The sequence below is a fragment of the Pseudomonas sp. H1_A03 genome, assembly GCF_054685145.1.
In genome coordinates this window covers 4,589,098-4,603,999 of sequence record NZ_CP162829.1, presented here as the reverse complement: position 1 = coordinate 4,603,999, position 14,902 = coordinate 4,589,098, and the positions used below count along the sequence as shown (strand labels likewise).

18 protein-coding genes and 1 pseudogene are annotated in these 14,902 nt (G+C 59.2%); 5 read left to right on the top strand and 14 right to left on the bottom strand.

Going from position 1 to position 14,902, the window contains the following annotated elements; translation table 11 throughout:
• Positions 1 to 23 precede the first annotated feature (23 nt).
• The 7 genes from AB4O35_RS21490 to AB4O35_RS21460 all read right to left on the bottom strand — a co-directional run bounded on the left by AB4O35_RS21490 (position 24) and on the right by AB4O35_RS21460 (position 4,334).
• Positions 24 to 644: a LysE family translocator gene (locus tag AB4O35_RS21490; RefSeq protein WP_065945439.1), complete on the bottom strand. Its 621-nt coding sequence runs from the start codon at positions 642 to 644 to the stop codon at positions 24 to 26.
• 199 nt (positions 645 to 843) lie between these two features.
• Entirely contained in the window at positions 844 to 1,335 is a 492-nt protein-coding gene (locus tag AB4O35_RS21485; protein WP_065890913.1) for a GNAT family N-acetyltransferase, read from the bottom strand.
• A gap of 109 nt (positions 1,336 to 1,444) precedes the next feature.
• The gene (locus AB4O35_RS21480) at positions 1,445 to 1,987 is read right to left on the bottom strand and encodes an ATP-binding protein (RefSeq protein WP_065880607.1); all 543 of its coding nucleotides are present in this window, start codon (positions 1,985 to 1,987) and stop codon (positions 1,445 to 1,447) included.
• An 84-nt stretch (positions 1,988 to 2,071) separates the two neighbouring features.
• Positions 2,072 to 2,680 carry a hypothetical protein gene (locus tag AB4O35_RS21475; protein ID WP_225930631.1) on the bottom strand — a complete coding sequence of 203 codons (609 nt, stop codon included), beginning with the start codon at positions 2,678 to 2,680 and terminating at the stop codon, positions 2,072 to 2,074.
• 137 nt (positions 2,681 to 2,817) lie between these two features.
• Positions 2,818 to 3,249 carry a bleomycin resistance protein gene (locus AB4O35_RS21470; RefSeq protein WP_065945440.1) on the bottom strand — a complete coding sequence of 144 codons (432 nt, stop codon included), beginning with the start codon at positions 3,247 to 3,249 and terminating at the stop codon, positions 2,818 to 2,820.
• 208 nt (positions 3,250 to 3,457) lie between these two features.
• Positions 3,458 to 3,922 carry a hypothetical protein gene (locus tag AB4O35_RS21465; RefSeq protein WP_065872930.1) on the bottom strand — a complete coding sequence of 155 codons (465 nt, stop codon included), beginning with the start codon at positions 3,920 to 3,922 and terminating at the stop codon, positions 3,458 to 3,460.
• A gap of 55 nt (positions 3,923 to 3,977) precedes the next feature.
• Complete coding sequence (locus AB4O35_RS21460; RefSeq protein WP_065872931.1) at positions 3,978 to 4,334, bottom strand: VOC family protein; 357 nt, start codon at positions 4,332 to 4,334, stop codon at positions 3,978 to 3,980.
• 163 nt (positions 4,335 to 4,497) lie between these two features.
• On the opposite strand from AB4O35_RS21460, the gene AB4O35_RS21455 reads away from it, so the two are divergent.
• The gene (locus tag AB4O35_RS21455; RefSeq protein ID WP_065945441.1) at positions 4,498 to 5,259 is read left to right on the top strand and encodes a pyrroline-5-carboxylate reductase family protein; all 762 of its coding nucleotides are present in this window, start codon (positions 4,498 to 4,500) and stop codon (positions 5,257 to 5,259) included.
• A 76-nt stretch (positions 5,260 to 5,335) separates the two neighbouring features.
• Here the strand turns inward: AB4O35_RS21455 and AB4O35_RS21450 are convergent, their stop codons facing one another.
• Positions 5,336 to 5,614 (bottom strand): isochorismatase family protein, encoded by a 279-nt coding sequence (locus AB4O35_RS21450; RefSeq protein ID WP_065872933.1) that lies wholly within the window; start codon positions 5,612 to 5,614, stop codon positions 5,336 to 5,338.
• A 43-nt stretch (positions 5,615 to 5,657) separates the two neighbouring features.
• Between AB4O35_RS21450 and AB4O35_RS21445 the strand changes: the two are divergent.
• Positions 5,658 to 6,251 (top strand): annotated as a pseudogene (locus AB4O35_RS21445) (LysR family transcriptional regulator).
• A gap of 22 nt (positions 6,252 to 6,273) precedes the next feature.
• Here AB4O35_RS21445 and AB4O35_RS21440 read toward each other — a convergent pair.
• Positions 6,274 to 7,167, bottom strand: coding sequence for a LysR family transcriptional regulator (locus AB4O35_RS21440; RefSeq protein ID WP_083207068.1), 894 nt, complete (start codon positions 7,165 to 7,167; stop codon positions 6,274 to 6,276).
• Positions 7,168 to 7,261: 94 nt separating this feature from the next.
• On the opposite strand from AB4O35_RS21440, the gene AB4O35_RS21435 reads away from it, so the two are divergent.
• Positions 7,262 to 8,428 (top strand): MFS transporter, encoded by a 1,167-nt coding sequence (locus tag AB4O35_RS21435; RefSeq protein ID WP_065945442.1) that lies wholly within the window; start codon positions 7,262 to 7,264, stop codon positions 8,426 to 8,428.
• Between the two features lie 80 nt (positions 8,429 to 8,508).
• Positions 8,509 to 9,669 carry a saccharopine dehydrogenase family protein gene (locus AB4O35_RS21430; RefSeq protein ID WP_460149267.1) on the top strand — a complete coding sequence of 387 codons (1,161 nt, stop codon included), beginning with the start codon at positions 8,509 to 8,511 and terminating at the stop codon, positions 9,667 to 9,669.
• Here AB4O35_RS21430 and AB4O35_RS21425 read toward each other — a convergent pair.
• The 5 genes from AB4O35_RS21425 to AB4O35_RS21405 all read right to left on the bottom strand — a co-directional run bounded on the left by AB4O35_RS21425 (position 9,581) and on the right by AB4O35_RS21405 (position 14,255).
• Complete coding sequence (locus AB4O35_RS21425; RefSeq protein WP_065880600.1) at positions 9,581 to 9,985, bottom strand: DoxX-like family protein; 405 nt, start codon at positions 9,983 to 9,985, stop codon at positions 9,581 to 9,583. The genes AB4O35_RS21430 and AB4O35_RS21425 overlap by 89 nt on opposite strands.
• A complete protein-coding gene (locus AB4O35_RS21420; protein ID WP_065872937.1) occupies positions 9,982 to 10,434 on the bottom strand; it encodes a thiol-disulfide oxidoreductase DCC family protein in 453 nt (150 codons plus the stop codon). Before AB4O35_RS21420 ends, AB4O35_RS21425 begins: the two co-directional genes overlap by 4 nt.
• Before the next feature lie 221 nt (positions 10,435 to 10,655).
• Complete coding sequence (locus AB4O35_RS21415) at positions 10,656 to 11,993, bottom strand: MFS transporter (protein ID WP_065872938.1); 1,338 nt, start codon at positions 11,991 to 11,993, stop codon at positions 10,656 to 10,658.
• Positions 11,994 to 12,135: 142 nt separating this feature from the next.
• Complete coding sequence (locus AB4O35_RS21410) at positions 12,136 to 13,110, bottom strand: EamA family transporter (protein WP_065945443.1); 975 nt, start codon at positions 13,108 to 13,110, stop codon at positions 12,136 to 12,138.
• Between the two features lie 263 nt (positions 13,111 to 13,373).
• Positions 13,374 to 14,255 (bottom strand): LysR family transcriptional regulator, encoded by an 882-nt coding sequence (locus AB4O35_RS21405; protein WP_065872940.1) that lies wholly within the window; start codon positions 14,253 to 14,255, stop codon positions 13,374 to 13,376.
• A 111-nt stretch (positions 14,256 to 14,366) separates the two neighbouring features.
• Here AB4O35_RS21405 and AB4O35_RS21400 point away from each other — a divergent pair, with 111 nt between their 5' ends.
• Entirely contained in the window at positions 14,367 to 14,855 is a 489-nt protein-coding gene (locus AB4O35_RS21400) for a GlcG/HbpS family heme-binding protein (RefSeq protein WP_065872941.1), read from the top strand.
• The last annotated feature ends 47 nt before the right edge of the window (positions 14,856 to 14,902 follow it).

Genomic DNA, 14,902 nt, shown 5'->3' with positions numbered 1-14,902 from the left:
TCTCCTTGACTGTATAACGTTAGTTAAGCCCTGCGCGCCATCAACAACACCGTCGCCGCCGCTGACAGCAACCCCGCGCAGCATCGATTAAACATACGCTTGCCCCGAGGCTCCGCAAACCAGCGCCGCATATGCAGGCCCATATAGGCGTAGGCACTGATGGCGATCCATTCCAGCACCAGGAACATCACGCCCAGTAGAGCGAATTGTGGAGTGATCGGCTCGCCGGGCACGACGAATTGCGGCAGGAACGCGGTGAAGATCAAGATGGCTTTCGGATTGCCCGCCGCCACTAAAAACTCCTGACGCGCCAACGCCCACAATCCCACACTAGCAGTAGTCAACTCAGCCTCTGCTTCGGGATTCGCCCGCCACAACTGATACGCCAGATAAAACAGATACGCCGCCCCCAGAATCTTGATCCCATAAAACAACAACTCCGACGTTTGCAGCACCACTGCCAAACCGGCCGATGCGAGGGCGATCATGCCGGCGAAGGCCAGCAGCCGGCCAATACCTGCCAGGCACGAGGTGCGGTAGCCATAGCGAGTGGCGTTGCTCACGGACAGCAAGTTGTTCGGGCCGGGCGCCATGTTCAAGGCGAAGCAGGCGGGGAGGAAAAGGGCGAGGGTGGCGAGGTCCATGGCAGCTCCGGGATCGCGTGGGCGGGGAGGTGTGAGGATAAGGGGACAGGGGGCAGTTGGACAATGCGCGCGTTGAGTCTGCGATGACGCCAACGCGCGCGGATCAACCTAGCTCTGGCTTGCCGGTGTCTCTTCGGTAGTTGAAACCTCGGCACGCAAACGTTGACCGACGCCATCCATCAGGTCAGCTGGGCCTGGATCAGGTCTCGGCTGCCGAGTTGCCTTGGGCAGGGTGACGAACATAATAGTTGTCGAACTCGGTACTTTCGACAAACTGGAAGCCATGACGCGTGTAAAAGCGATTTGACTCGCTTTCTCTGAGAGCCCCTACCCGCACTGCCATTCCTGCGGCCTCCGCTTCCACGAAGATTTGACTAAGGACAACCGAACCTATGCCCGCGCCTTGTGCGCTCGGCTTGATGTACAAATGATCAAGCAGTAATCCGTCGATAAGCGGCTTGACGACGACGAAACCTACTCGCTCGCCGGAAACTTCGATGTAGCGAGTGGACTCGGAGGAAAAGCCTTCGCGAAAACGCTCTCGGGCCCGCACGGGATCGAAGCGACCAATGCGTACAAGGCTTTCACGCATGGCTTCAATCCGAATAGCCACAAGTGTTTCGAAATCACTGGGTTGAGTTCCAACAAGAGTAACTAAAGGGATATCCGTAGTTGCGGGCTGAAATTGCATCCCGAGTGCTCCCGTTTCTATTCAGTAGAATCAGCTCTCACAGAAAGCTTGTTTGAAAAGTCCCAACGGTGGATGGGGCAATGTGGGTTAACGGATTCCGAGTGTTCAGCTACGGCGACATGCGCGACACCGCCTGCACGACATCCTCTGCCATCTGTTCAGCACTGCTCATCCCGTCAACCCGTAAGACCGGGGCCGTCTGCCGGGATAACCACGCCTCGTGCCACGCTCGGTTGCGTCCTGAAAAGTTCGGGTCATCATACTGCGAAGCCCATTCCCGAAAGGCCTCATGTATCTGATGCATGTCACCACCTGGCGCTATCCGGCCGCCAAAGTGCTCTTTCTCACGTGCCGCCAGCCGTTCAAGGCGAACGGGTGTTGGTGTGACAACGAAGACAATCAGCTCCGCATCAGCGATCAGCGCATCGCCCCAGCCCATGCATGAACCGCTCAACACCCAATCGCCGTCACCGAGTGCTTGCTGCATCAATGACACGCGATCAGCGGGAGGCCGCTTGGTTGTGTAAGGAGGGTCTGTGGGCATCCAGTAATAATCATCGACATCGACCTGCCTTACATCAAGCCGCGTGGCGAGGTTCTGACCCAAAGTCGTCACGCCCGCACACGACGCACCTGTGATGTAAATCCGCATTTTTTCCTCCATGAATACACGCTGGTTTCTAGGTCAGTGAGCTACCCGATAAGCAGGCCGACTATTCCGTCCTGCTCTGGCATTTCAAGGCAAAGGCGCTGGATTGACGGTGTACCAACCCGACGGTGTCTTGGCACACACCTGCGGTCTCAGCGGTGTTTCAACGGTGGTATTGCCCTGCGCCGAGAGTTGGCGCACGGCAATCACGCAACCGGCCTTGAACGTGCTGATTTTCAGCATCTGAAGTTCCATTTCATAGTCCTTACCAGGCTCGGGGATGAGCGTGACGGGCGCGGGAAAGCAGGACATTTGTGAGCCGCCCATGGCGAACCCGGCAATGAAGGGTTTACCCGCCGGGATGACATGCTCGTCAAATACCTTGGGCGATTGGTTGATGGCTTTGCTCGCCTTGCTGGCGGGCATGCCAATCACGCTGTTCTGGCTGTCGGTCGCTCTGAAAGGGTAAAGGCCCGCCGAGTCGACATGCGCTTTTTGCCATCCGGCTTCTTCAGGCGTTTTGGTCAGCAGGGACTCGTTGTAAAACTTCTCGCAGGTCTGGCCACTGAGGAAGCCCGCGTTGGTGGTGTCACCCGTGATCAGGCGGACGCGGGCTGAGTTGGCCGGGTCATATTGGCTGATTTGTGCTTCGTTGCGGACGTCGGTTTTGGTGGTGGCGCAGCCGATCAGGGTCAAGCTGACGGCCAGAGGAAAGAGTAAACGCATGGGTAACCTTCATTCCTGTGATGGTTGGTGGCCGCAACCATACTATGAAGGGTGCTTATTCGCCCACCTGACATGTGCTGCTGAGCGGACGTTCGCCTTTGCCTGCTTCAAGCTGAACCCGCCGGCCGTTCACCCAAACGCTCGACCAACCTTACAAGATAGCCATCGGGATCCTGGACGATGAATTCGCGCTGGCCGACTTCTACGTTGTTCGCCCGATACCAGGTGTCTTTGCATGCTCGAAAGAGTGGCAGTCTAGCCTGACCCAGTTTCTGGATGATGGGGGCCACAGCCACAACGTCAATCTGCAGGTTGATGCCTCTTCCAAACGGCTTACTCAACGGAGCAGTCAGCCATTGGCCTGCATCCGGGGCGGCCTGCTCAAGCATGACTTGCGCACCGTTCAGGTCGAGGTAAGCGAACCCGTCTTCTGGGCGTTGGTAAACCACTTCAAATCCCAGGCAGGACACCCAAAAGGCCAGGCTGCTTTCCAGGTCCGTGACCATTAACTCTGGAACCAGCTTGCTACGTTCGAACATCAGGTGACTTCCCTTTCATTAGGCTTATTCAGCGGTGACGCTTGTAAATCACAAGCGCGTTGGAGGGTGCGATTACCAACGTCCGGCCCGTGTACGAAAACCCATACGCTCTCAACTCGGACTCAATGGCCAGCTCGTGGAATATAGAGGGCTTATTGTATTGGGCACCCTACAGCCCCAGGCATAAGCGAAGGCTAGCGGGTGCCCCCTAATAGCGCACACCCTTACTGACGACTTCCCCCGTCGCCGCATCCTCCAGCCATATCTTCAGGCGATTGAGCCCAATGTACTGGGAGCGGGCGATTATCTTTTGGCCGGGCTTCCCCTCAAACGCCAACTCCGTAAACATGAAGTGGCGGGGCAGGTGGTACTCCAACTGGATCTTGTACGCGCCGGGAGTCAGTACGGCGCGCTGAGGGGAGTCATTCCGGTAGTAGTAAGTGGAGAACGGAATGTCCCCCACTTTTTTGTCGTTAATCCGGATGATGTTCAGGTCCGCTTGGCCGTCAAGGAGGCTACGTTGAGGCCTGCCCGCATAGGTGTCGGTTTCGACGACGGTGTAGAGAGACTCGTCGTTGATATCGCCGGACTCGACGTTCGAGTACGCGGGCATTTCGGCACAACCGTGCAGGCCCAGAAGCAGGAGCAAAAACGGTAGGGTAAGTTTGCGCATTGACAACACCTGGGCTAATCAAGAAATGGGGCATCTGCGAGGGGACTGCGCAGGTTTACGGTTGAACACTCCACACTGCCAGTTCGTAACCATCAGGGTCGGTGAAATGGAACCTGCTTCCACCGGGGAACGAAAATGTCGCGCGGGTAATTACAGCGCCCAGGGCTTTGAGCCGCTGCTGCGCGGCATCGAGGTCGTCGGTGTACAAAATGATTAAAGGACCACCTGGTCGAACCGGCTCACCCGTGGTGAAGCCACCGGTAAGGCGGCCATCGCTGAACTCAGTGTAGGTAGGGCCGTAGTCGACGAATGTCCAGCCAAACGCGCTGGCGTAGAACGCTTTGCTGCGGGCAATGTCGCCCACATTGAACTCGATGTTGTCGATTTGCCGATCTTGACCGCGAACACTCATGCTTGCCTCCATGGCTGATGTTTAAGGCAGCGAGTGTAACGTACTCGTACACCTTCATGAATCTTGCTTGAGTAGTTACTCAGGGCGAAACCGGGGTCGCCAAATGTGCCTATGATGCTTCGAAACCGCGCCATTATCGGCTTGAGATAAGGGAGGAAACACAGTGCTGAAGATTGGAATCCTGGGTGTGGGTGAGCTGACGGAGAAGCTTGTGATCGGGCTGCGCCGTGGCGGGTTTGCCGGGCGGGTGCTGCTTTCTCCGCGAAACCACGAACGTGCACAGCAACTCAGCCGTCAGTGCGCGTGTGAGGTGATGGCCGACAATCAACAGGTCGTTGATGAGTCAGACCTGTTATTCCTCGGTGTGCGCCCGGAGGTGGTCGAGCAACTGTCCAATGAAATACAGCTCAAACCCCAGCAAACGCTGGTGTCGTTGGTGGCCGGTTTGAAGCACAGCGAGTTGCAACGCTGCTTCCCACAGGCGCGCCCCGTGCGCGCAATGCTGTCCTATGCGGCCCAGATCAACCAGTCCATGGTGGTGATCACGCCAGGCGGTGAGCCTTATGAGACGCTACTGGGCACGCTGGGTTCGTTGATAGTGCTCGACGAAGCGGCGTTCGAACTGGCCACCGTGGCGGCTTGCATGAATGGTTGGTTCTACTTCTTCCTGAGCGATTTGCAGCAATGGTTTACCGATAAGGGCTTGTCGAAAGAGCAGGCTGCGCAGCTTGTGATGGGCAACATGCAAGACTGCCTGGCCAGCGCCCGGCACCAGCCGCAGGCCAGCCTGCAAGCGTTGGGTAGCGCCATTGCGACGCCAGGGACGTTTACGGCGGCGGGGTTGGAGGTACTCAGGGATAACGGCGCAATACAGGCGTGGCGCGAGACGTTTGATCAGGTGCTTAAGCGGCTACAGAAAGGCTGACGACATTATTACGAGGGGGGGATGAAGCAGCCTTTTGACACGGTATCGTGCCCGCGTCTCTTCATCCCCGCTCAAATTACCCTTCGATGGCTGGCACTGGTGTGTTGAGCAACTGCTGTTCCCACAGATACGCAATGCCGCTGCCGGCGGCATGCTGCTGGAGCACCTCTGTCAGTGCGACGCATATTTCCGTCCACAGGCCAGCGATGACTAGTTGCTTGCGGCCGGTGGCTTTTACCGCATCCACGACTACCGGGTCTTCCCAAGTGTTGATGAACGTCCGGTCAATGACCTCTTGGCCGGGAAACACATCGGTGATTTGCGGGAAGATGAAACCTCCACGTTCAGCGATCATAGCGTGCGGTGGTTAGCGGTGTCGCAAAATGGGGAACACTGATTTGGATATTGAAGAGCTTCAGACCTTCGTAGAGGTTGCCGATGCGGGGGGCGTTTAGGCTTGGCGTGTCCAAGTCAATCGTCAGCCGCAGGTTGGCTCGGCTGGAAGCAGAACTTGGCGTGCAGTTGCTGGCTCGGTCTACTCGCGGTGCGGCGCTCACAGAGGCCGGCGCCACATTTCGCACCCGTGCTGGCGGAAATGGCCCGACGACACCCGCAGCTGCATATCCAGACCGGCTACAGCGATCGCTTTGTTGATCTCATCACAGAGGGTTACGACTGTGCGATACGGGTCGGCTACCTTCAGGATTCCAACCTGATCGCAAGATGCATCGGTCCGATCAACGACAAGCTGGTTGCGAGTCCGGGTTATATCAAGGCTCACGGTTCACCTAAGAAGCCGCAGGAGCTCATCGCCCATCAAGCCCTGATGCGTGGCCAGCGGTGCACTTGTGCCGATCATGACGGGGTATCCACCACCCCCGGCGGTCCGCCCGGCAGGCCAGCATCCCGCACAGAAGATTCGGGGCCTCACCGAACTGTTGATCGAGTATTTCGGCACGTCACCGCATTTTGCGGGGGGCGCGGCGGTATGAAAACGATTGAGCCAGGGGTTGTTTATATCCGGTGGTATTCCAGCAAAAAATCCACGAACACACGTATCCGCGCTGGCATGGTTGTACCGCCAACAAACACCGCGTGAATCGGCTCCCTATCGCCAGGGTTCCAGGACTGCAGCAGGGGGACCAGATCACCGCGTTGCACGTCCTCTGCAACAGTGAACTCGCCGATGCGCGCGATACCGGCACCTAATCGAGCCAGTTGAGCAAGCGCTTCGCCACTACTGCATTCGATATTGCCGCTTATCTTCAGTGAAAACTCGCTGCCGTTACGGGCGAAGGGCCAGTCGGGCTGCGCACGGTGGAAGTTGAAGCGCAGGCAATTGTGCCGCAGCAGGTCGCCTGGTTCTTGAGGGGTGCCGTGGTGCCGCAGGTACTCAGGTGACGCTACCAGTACCTGGCCGGTGTCTCCGATTCGGCGCGCGGTAAGAGGGCTGTCTGGCAGGTGGCCAAAGCGTATCGCTACGTCGGCTTGGCCGCCGAGGATGTCAACAACTTCGTCGCCCAAGGTCAGGTCAACGACAATGTTCGGGTAGCGGGCGCTGAATGCGGCCACTAAGGGCACGATGGCCATGCGACCGTGGCCAAGAGCAGCACTGACGCGCAGTCTGCCTTTGGGTACGCCTTGATCGGCGATGGCTTCCTCGACTTCGGCCATGTCGGCCAGGATGCGTCGGGCGCCACGAAGATACACCTCGCCCTCGGCAGTGAAGGTTATCGCTCGGGTCGTGCGAATCAGCAGGCGGGTGGCGAGGCGATGCTCCGTGCGGGCGATAACCCTGCTGACTGCCGAGGGAGTCAGGCGTAGCGCCCGGGCCGCAGCCGACAGGCTTCCTTCCTGCGCCACCATCACGAATACAGCCATCTCACCTGACCTGCCGTTGAAGTCCATTTTTGCCTCGCACGCAAAGGTGATTGCCAATTTAGCGGTCTAGTGCCCTAAAAGCGTAGATCGTAACATTTGGCGCATGAATGAGGAGACTTCCATGCGTATCAATCCCCCCCTTGTAGCACTCGCCGTAGGTGCGTTCGGTATCGGCGTCACCGAATTCGCACCCATGGGCATGTTGCCCAACATCGCTCAGGACCTTGGTGTTTCGATTCCCGCCGCTGGCCTTTTGGTCAGTGCCTATGCCCTGGGGGTGCTGCTCGGCGCGCCACTGATGACCTTGACCACGGGCAAGATTCCCCGGCGCTCTCTGTTGATCGGACTCATGGCTATTTTCACGCTGGGTAACGTGATGTCGGCCCTGGCAACCGGCTATTACGACCTGCTGTTCGCCCGTGTCGTAACCTCACTCAACCACGGCGCGTTCTTTGGCGTCGGTTCCATTGTGGCCGCCAGTGTGGTGGCGCCGGACAAGCGCGGCGGGGCGGTCGCCGCCATGTTCACGGGCTTGACCCTGGCGACCATCGGCGGTGTACCGCTGGCGACCTGGTTTGGCGAACTGCTCGGCTGGCGCACGGCGTTTTGGGGTATCTCCGGACTGGGCGTGGTGACGATGGCGGCGTTGTGGTTCGCCCTGCCTAACCTGCCGCTTGCGAAAAGCGAGGGTGTGCTGGCCGAAATCAAGGTGTTGGGGCGTGGGCCGGTACTGGCAGCGCTGGCGCTGACTGTCGTCGGTTCGTCCGCGATGTTCACCGTGTTTACTTACATCGTGCCGATCTTAAGCAGCGAAACCCATGCGTCCACTGCCTTTATTACCGGCATGCTTGTGTTGTTCGGCGTCGGTTTGACCCTCGGCAATATGTGGGGCGGTAAGTCGGCAGACCGTTCGATCGACCGCACTCTGATCGTGTCACTGAGCGTACTGATTCTTGTACTGCTGGCATTCACAATACTGATGCGTTGGCCGGTACCGGCTGCCATGAGCATCCTCATATGGGGTATCGCCAGCTTCGCCGTCGTACCGCCGTTGCAAATGCGCGTGATGGAAGCTGCCAAAGGCGCGCCGAATCTGGCGTCGGCAGTCAACATCGGCGCGTTCAACCTCGGCAACGCGATTGGGGCAGCAGTCGGTGGGGCGGTGATCAACGCAGGGTTAGGGTATCCAGCGATATCCCTGGCTGGAGCAGCGATGGCAGGTCTCGGGCTGCTGATGGTGCTGACTTTCGCCTGGGGCTCCAGAGCCCGCGTCGCTGCGGTGGTCTAGGAAATCGGGTATCGTTAGCCGCCTCAGCTGCCAGCCTGCTCTAGACGCTGCGCACGATTAATTGTTCAGGGAAGACTGGAATGACGCTCAGGGTGATGGTGATCGGTGGCTACGGTAACTTCGGCAGCATTGTCTGCCGGCATTTGGCCGTAGCCCCGGGCATTGAGCTGGTGCTCTCGGGGCGTGATCCCCATAAGTTGCAGCGCAAACTTGATGAGTTGAACGCACAGTCGGGCAATGTGTGCGAAGGCTGGTGCGGCGATGCCATGGGGGCCGGATTCGCTGGCGTCCTGCAGTCTCGGGACATCGGGTTGGTGGTTCACACCGGTGGCCCGTTTCAGGGGCAGTCCTATGCCGTCGCCCTGAGTTGCATCGAGGCGGGCGTGAACTACTGCGACCTGTCTGACTGCCGCACGTTCGTCAATGGCGTGGGCGTGCTGGATGCACAGGCCAAGCAGGCGGGCGTCGCCATTCTCACGGGGTGCAGTTCGGTGCCGACGCTCTCGTCGGCGATCATCGATCAGTACCGGTATCGCTTCACGCGCATCGACTCGATCGAGCATGGCATTTCCTCTTCGGCCAAGATGCCGGGCTTGTCGACGGTCGAAGGTGTGCTCGCCTATGCGGGCAAACCGATCAAACAGCTCAGGAACGGCCAGGTGCATGAAGTGTTGGGCTGGCAAGACCTGACGCTGCGCAAGCTGCCACAGCTAGGCACACGGGTGCTGGCTAATGTGGACGTGCCCGACATGGATATTTTCGCCGGCCGCTATGGCGCCCATACCTTGAGCTTCAAGGCGGGCGCGGGACTCAAACTGGGAGGCGTCGCCAACTACTTGCTGGCCCAGGCGCTGCGGGTGGGAATTGTGCGTGATCATGTCACCTGGGCCGCACGGCTGCATCGGCTGGGGACCTGGTTCGAACGCTTGGGTGATGGCAAAAGTGCAATGTACATCGATGTGCGGGGCCTGGGTGCCGACGGCCAACCGTTGTCACTGGCTGTGCAACTGACGGCCTTGAACGACAAAGGCCCGGAAATCCCCAGCTGCGCCGCCGTTGCGCTGGCTATCAAGCTCGCCCAGGGCTACGTACCCGAACCCGGCGCGCGGCCGTGCGTCGGTGAGATAAGCGTCGACGAATACATGGCGGCCATCAACGATCCGGCGAACCTGAGCCTGGCCGTGCTTTTTTCTGACGGATATTCCAAGCCACTGCACACAGCGCCAACCCGGCCACGTTAAGTGACACAGGGTTAAACGCCTCCCTTAGCAGCGCCGGGCTGACTACCGCCACATCCACCAGCAACCCAATCAGTGCCGTCGCCGCCACCGCGATCGGCCAGGGATTGCGTGGTGAAAGCACGATCCATAACGCCAGCGCAATCTCGCCAACCCCCGCCAGCGTGGCGAATAACTGCACCTGCTCGATCCCGTGCGCCTGAATCATCGTCCGCTCGCCGTCGCTTAGCCACAACAGCTTCGGCACCAGCCCATGATAGGCGAACATAAACGCCAGGCCGCCTCTGGCGATCCAGTTGATGCGCACCAGGGCGTTCATAACGGGCCCTTCAAAAAACGCTGCTCATGATCGGGATCCGGTAACAGGCAGGTGGTGTACTTGCCGAAGAGCCGATAGCGATTGCGTGCGATGCGATCGTAAGCCCAATCCCGAAGCCCCCGCGGGATGCCGCGCAACAGCAGAAAGGGACGCCACGCGGCAGGCAGTTGCGCGATGATTTCGAACACCGCGTCCGAACGCACCCAATAGTGGTGGTCGCGAATCACCGCCAGGGTGTCGAACTGATCGAGTGGCAGCCCCGCCCAAGCCAGCAACGCCTGCCCCTCGGGGGATTGCACTGCCGCCAATCGAATACGGCGTGGGTGGTCATGGCGAATCAGGAACCTGGCCCAACCGTTGCACAGCTTGCACACGCCGTCGAACAACACGACGGTTTCGCCAGGGTTGAGCAAAGGTGCTGGAGAAGGGCGGGTTTGGGATGCGGGCATGAGTGAGGGTCCAATCGGGCGGGCTTAGGCTGGATCTTACCCGTGTTCAGCGCGAATCGTGGTGGTTGGGCTTCGGTTGTCGCTATGGGCGCAATTTTAGCCCCGATTAAGATCAAATGTGGGAGCTGTCGAGCCCCGGCGAGGCTGCGAAGGCGGCGGTATTGCCGACCTCTTTATCGCCTGATACTCCACTTCGCAGCCCCGCACCGGTGTTAGGGAACCTAACGCGAAAGCAAAGGCGCTGCTTCCTTCTCCTCCGAACCCACATCATGCAACGAAACCCTCGACGTCTCCGGCAACGCCAACCCGCCCGCCAACGCCAACAACGCCACCGCAATCAGATAAAACGCTGGTGACAGATTGCTCCCCGTAGTGCTGATCAACCACGTCGCCATCAGCGGTGCGGTTCCGCCGAAGATCGTATAAGCCATGTTGTAAGTGATCGCCGAGGCGGTGTACCGCGTGCGCGTCGGAAAAGTCTCCGACAGTAACGCCGCCGTGACCACGCCACACAATACTGCACCCACCGCGAGCATCATCACCCCGACAATAGACGCCGCAAACGAACCCGAACTGGCCATCAGGAACGACGGAAACACCACCACGATCAGCAATGCACACGCCGTCATCACCGTGATCCGACGCCCCACTCGATCTGAATACAACCCCGCCAGCGGGCAGATTGCCGCCGCGAAGATCAACGCAATCAGCGACACCAGCAACGCCGCCGCCCGACTCAGCCCACCCGCCACTTGCAGGTACGTCGCGAAGTAGGTGGTGAACATATAAAACGACAGCGCCGTCAGCGACACAAAAGCGCCCAGGCAGCAGATCGCCGCACCATGGTTGCGCAAGGTTTCCTTGAGCGGGGAGTGAGCGACTGCGTGCTCCTGCTTAACGGCCTGGAAGGCAGGCGTCTCATCCAGTTTCCAACGCAGGTAAAGCCCCACCAGGCCCAGCGGTGCGGCGATCAGGAACGGCAGGCGCCAGCCCCAACTGCCCATCGCCTCGGCGGATAACGAGGCCTCAAGGGCGTAAGCCACGACGGCTGCGGCGGCGAAGGCGGAAAACGTCGACACCGGCACGAAGCTGCCGTACCAGGCGCGCTTGTCACTGGGCGCGTGCTCCATCAGGTAGGCACAGGCTCCGGCGTATTCGCCCCCGGCTGAGAAACCTTGGGCGCAGCGGATCAGCGACAAAAGAATCGGCGCCGCGACGCCGATGGCCGCGTACGTGGGGAGCAGGCCGATCAAGGTGGTGGCGCCGGCCATCAGCAGGATCGTCATGGCCAGCGTGCGTTTGCGGCCGATCCGGTCACCGAGCATGCCGAAGAAAATCCCGCCCAAGGGTCGGAAGGCGAAGGCAACGGCGAATACGGCGAAGGTTTTCAGCAGCGCGGCGCTGGCGTCGCCGCTGGGGAAAAATTGTTGGGCGATGGTGGTGGCGAGGAAGCCGTAGACGGCGAAGTCAAACCACTCGACGAAGTTACCGATGCCGGCGGCGATGATGACCTTTCGCAGGGTTTGGGGGCTGACCTGTTCGGTGGACGGGCTCGTCATGGGGGAGGGCCTCGGAATGATCGGGGATGATCGATTATCGGGGGAGGTGGTTGGGCCGCGGGGCCCAAAAGAGTCGTCCGCGTAGTCAGTAGCGACTCTATGGGCTTGTTAAGGCAGGAATTGGGCCAGGTGAAGCGAGGGGCTATCGATGGGCGGGGCTAGATGATTGTGGCTCGGGCGCAGGCCGAGGCGACTTGCGATAAGTCAGCAGCACAATCCCGGTCACCACGATGACACCGCCGGCCAACTGCCCGGCGCTGAGCATTTGATCGAGCACGATCCAGCCCATCAGCAGCGTCGCCAGCGGCTCGATGTTCATCACCGGTGCATTGCGCGGCATATCCAGGCGGGGGACGGAAATGAACAGCACGATAAAACCGGTGCCGTAGAGCACGACCAACGTCGCGAGCGCCAGCCAACCAGTACCCGTTGCCGGTAAGTTCAGGCCGCCTGGAAGGGCACCACTCAGGCCGGCGAGGTTGACGCTGCTGAACACGATAAAGATCGTCAGCAGGCTGCGCACGGAACCACGTACCTGGGACAACTTGTGATCGGTGATCCACAGCGCGCAGGCGAATACAAACGCGGCGCAGAAGGCGAGGGTTATGCCGAGTAGCCAGTGCGGGCCGATGTCTGTATTGCTGGAGAGGCGGCCTGGTACGTCGAGCACAAACACCAGCCCCACCAGAATCAAGCCCATCAGCAAGGCGGTGCGCGCAGTGGGGCGTGGGCCGCCAAATGCCCAGGTGAGCAGCGCCAGCAAAATAGGGAAAACATTGCCCACCAACAGCGCCACCGCTACCGGTACACGGGCTACGGCGGAATACAGGCACAGGCTTTGGGCGGCAATGAGTAAGCCCAGCACTACTTGCCAGCGCCACGCACCGGGCGGCAGACGCAGGCTTTGACGTTGCCACAGCACTAATGCGGCCAGCACCAATAAAGTGCCGCCTGAGCGCAGCAGAATGGCCAGCAGCACCCCGGCACCATCATCGAAGGCTACGCGAGCGGCGATGTGGTTGCCGGCGAACGCGCAGCCCATGCAGAGCAGAATCAACACGGCGATGGGACGGGAGAATAGGGCGGATGTCGTTTGAGCGGGGGCAGGGGCAGTCATGGGGGAACTCGTGCAGTGGACGCCATCGTCGGGGATGGCTATTTATTTTTAGGTTGTCGTACAACTACGTGTTGGGATTTGTAGCCTGTTTGAGGCGAAGGGGCAAGGTCGTTCAGGCAGTTCACGCGCCGGGTGGGCGTAAACGCACCTTTGTACGTGGAGTGGTTTAGGACCGACTGGCAGGTGTTGCAGGAGGAGCATCCCAGATGCTGGGCACAGACGGAGGTCTGACGCTCTATAACTGCGGTCGATCCCAGACGGTCCTATAAGCGCTCATCGGTCTCAAGGATCTGGCTAATCAGGTTACACACAATCGGCAGCTTCTCATGGCGGCGAAACAAAGCCCCCACCTCTGAAAAAATGGGAGGCCCAGCGATCCCCCTAAAAACCACGTTTGGCAGTTGGATAGTTTGAATCAGAACACTGGGAATTACCGCTATACCCACGCCCAGTGCCACTTGTGTCAGCACTTCGACCAGGCTTCCGGGAACCGAACCAATGTATGGATCGAATCTTCCGCGCTTGGCCACTTCACGCAACCCTAACGCTTGTTCAGGGAGCACAAACAACTCGCTCGCAAGCGCGCTCGGACGAATGTCATCCTCTGTCGTTGCCAAGATATGGTCAGCTGGCAACGCAAGGCAGAAGCGGTCTCGCGCCAAAATACGGCTGGAGATTGCATCAGGTAGATGCACGGGCATTCGTACAAAGGCTACATCAATCCGCCCATCCTCAAGACGTGCCGTGAGCTGCTCGGTAGGGAGTTCCTTGGTGTTCACCATGACGTCTGGCCACTGATTGCGAAAGCGCTGGACTTGGTCTTGGAGTACCCCGAAAAAGGCGGCTGAACCAACGTAGCCGATTTCCACTCGGCCCACCTGGCCTCGGCCTGCACGTTGGCCCACGTTAATAGCTCTTTCAAATTGTTCAAGGGTAGAGCGGGCTTCTGTCAGAAACGCTTCCCCAGCCGGCGTCAAAGCGACAGACCGCTTTGTTCTGTTAAAAAGCCTGGCTTCTAACGAGCTCTCTACTTCCTGGATTTGCGCAGTGAGCGTTGGGGCAGAAACGCCCAGTTGCTCAGCTGATCGTGAAAAATGCAGATTTTCCGCAACTGTGACGAAGGAGCGAAGATGGCGAATATCCACGTGACTTGACCCCTGTATTCAATTTTTCTGAATTATATGGCTAATAGGCTTTATTGTTCTGAATTGTCTCCCTTGTTTCAATCATTGGACTCACTTTCCTAGGAGTTCATCATGTTTCGTCTCCCCCACATCGCAATCGCTGCTGGCCTCGCTGGATCCCTCGCACTTGTTTCCTTGCCAGCAGCAGCATTGGAGTTGCCCAGCCAGCCAGTTCTGACGCTTGCCGCCGCTCAACAGATCCTCTCAGCGGCGCAAACGAAGGCACAAACGGCTGGGTGGCCGTGCGTGATCTCCGTTGTCGATAGTGCTGGCCTGCCCATTCTCCTCGCTCGCATGGACAACGCCGCTGTCCCAGCGGGTGTTGAACTGGCTCCCGGCAAAGCGCGCACAGCTGCTCTGTTCCGACGTCCCAGCGGCGCGCTGGAAGACGCCATCAACGGCACCAGGCCTGCCGCTATCACCGCACAAGGCTTTGTGCTGATGCGGGGTGGTTTCCCGATCATCGTCAACGGACACACCGTTGGGGCGGTAGGGGTATCTGCGGACACACCCCAGCACGATGAAGAGATCGCTCAAGCCGGGCTCGGGGCATTTAAATAAACGCCCTTTTCAAAAAGTGCAGTGACTGCTGCCGTTATTAAAAGAGA

What these genes read in the sequence shown, in the direction of transcription:
- AB4O35_RS21435 (WP_065945442.1), top strand. Translation starts at nt 7,262, where the DNA reads ATGCGTATCAATCCCCCCCTTGTAGCACTCGCCGTAGGTGCGTTCGGT.
- AB4O35_RS21420 (WP_065872937.1), bottom strand. Translation starts at nt 10,434, where the DNA reads ATGCCCGCATCCCAAACCCGCCCTTCTCCAGCACCTTTGCTCAACCCT.
- AB4O35_RS21415 (WP_065872938.1), bottom strand. Translation starts at nt 11,993, where the DNA reads ATGACGAGCCCGTCCACCGAACAGGTCAGCCCCCAAACCCTGCGAAAG.
- AB4O35_RS21410 (WP_065945443.1), bottom strand. Translation starts at nt 13,110, where the DNA reads ATGACTGCCCCTGCCCCCGCTCAAACGACATCCGCCCTATTCTCCCGT.
- AB4O35_RS21480 (WP_065880607.1), bottom strand. Translation starts at nt 1,987, where the DNA reads ATGCGGATTTACATCACAGGTGCGTCGTGTGCGGGCGTGACGACTTTG.
- AB4O35_RS21490 (WP_065945439.1), bottom strand. Translation starts at nt 644, where the DNA reads ATGGACCTCGCCACCCTCGCCCTTTTCCTCCCCGCCTGCTTCGCCTTG.
- AB4O35_RS21440 (WP_083207068.1), bottom strand. Translation starts at nt 7,167, where the DNA reads ATGGACTTCAACGGCAGGTCAGGTGAGATGGCTGTATTCGTGATGGTG.
- AB4O35_RS21400 (WP_065872941.1), top strand. Translation starts at nt 14,367, where the DNA reads ATGTTTCGTCTCCCCCACATCGCAATCGCTGCTGGCCTCGCTGGATCC.
- AB4O35_RS21425 (WP_065880600.1), bottom strand. Translation starts at nt 9,985, where the DNA reads ATGAACGCCCTGGTGCGCATCAACTGGATCGCCAGAGGCGGCCTGGCG.
- AB4O35_RS21465 (WP_065872930.1), bottom strand. Translation starts at nt 3,922, where the DNA reads ATGCGCAAACTTACCCTACCGTTTTTGCTCCTGCTTCTGGGCCTGCAC.
- AB4O35_RS21430 (WP_460149267.1), top strand. Translation starts at nt 8,509, where the DNA reads ATGACGCTCAGGGTGATGGTGATCGGTGGCTACGGTAACTTCGGCAGC.
- AB4O35_RS21485 (WP_065890913.1), bottom strand. Translation starts at nt 1,335, where the DNA reads ATGCAATTTCAGCCCGCAACTACGGATATCCCTTTAGTTACTCTTGTT.
- AB4O35_RS21450 (WP_065872933.1), bottom strand. Translation starts at nt 5,614, where the DNA reads ATGATCGCTGAACGTGGAGGTTTCATCTTCCCGCAAATCACCGATGTG.
- AB4O35_RS21470 (WP_065945440.1), bottom strand. Translation starts at nt 3,249, where the DNA reads ATGTTCGAACGTAGCAAGCTGGTTCCAGAGTTAATGGTCACGGACCTG.
- AB4O35_RS21460 (WP_065872931.1), bottom strand. Translation starts at nt 4,334, where the DNA reads ATGAGTGTTCGCGGTCAAGATCGGCAAATCGACAACATCGAGTTCAAT.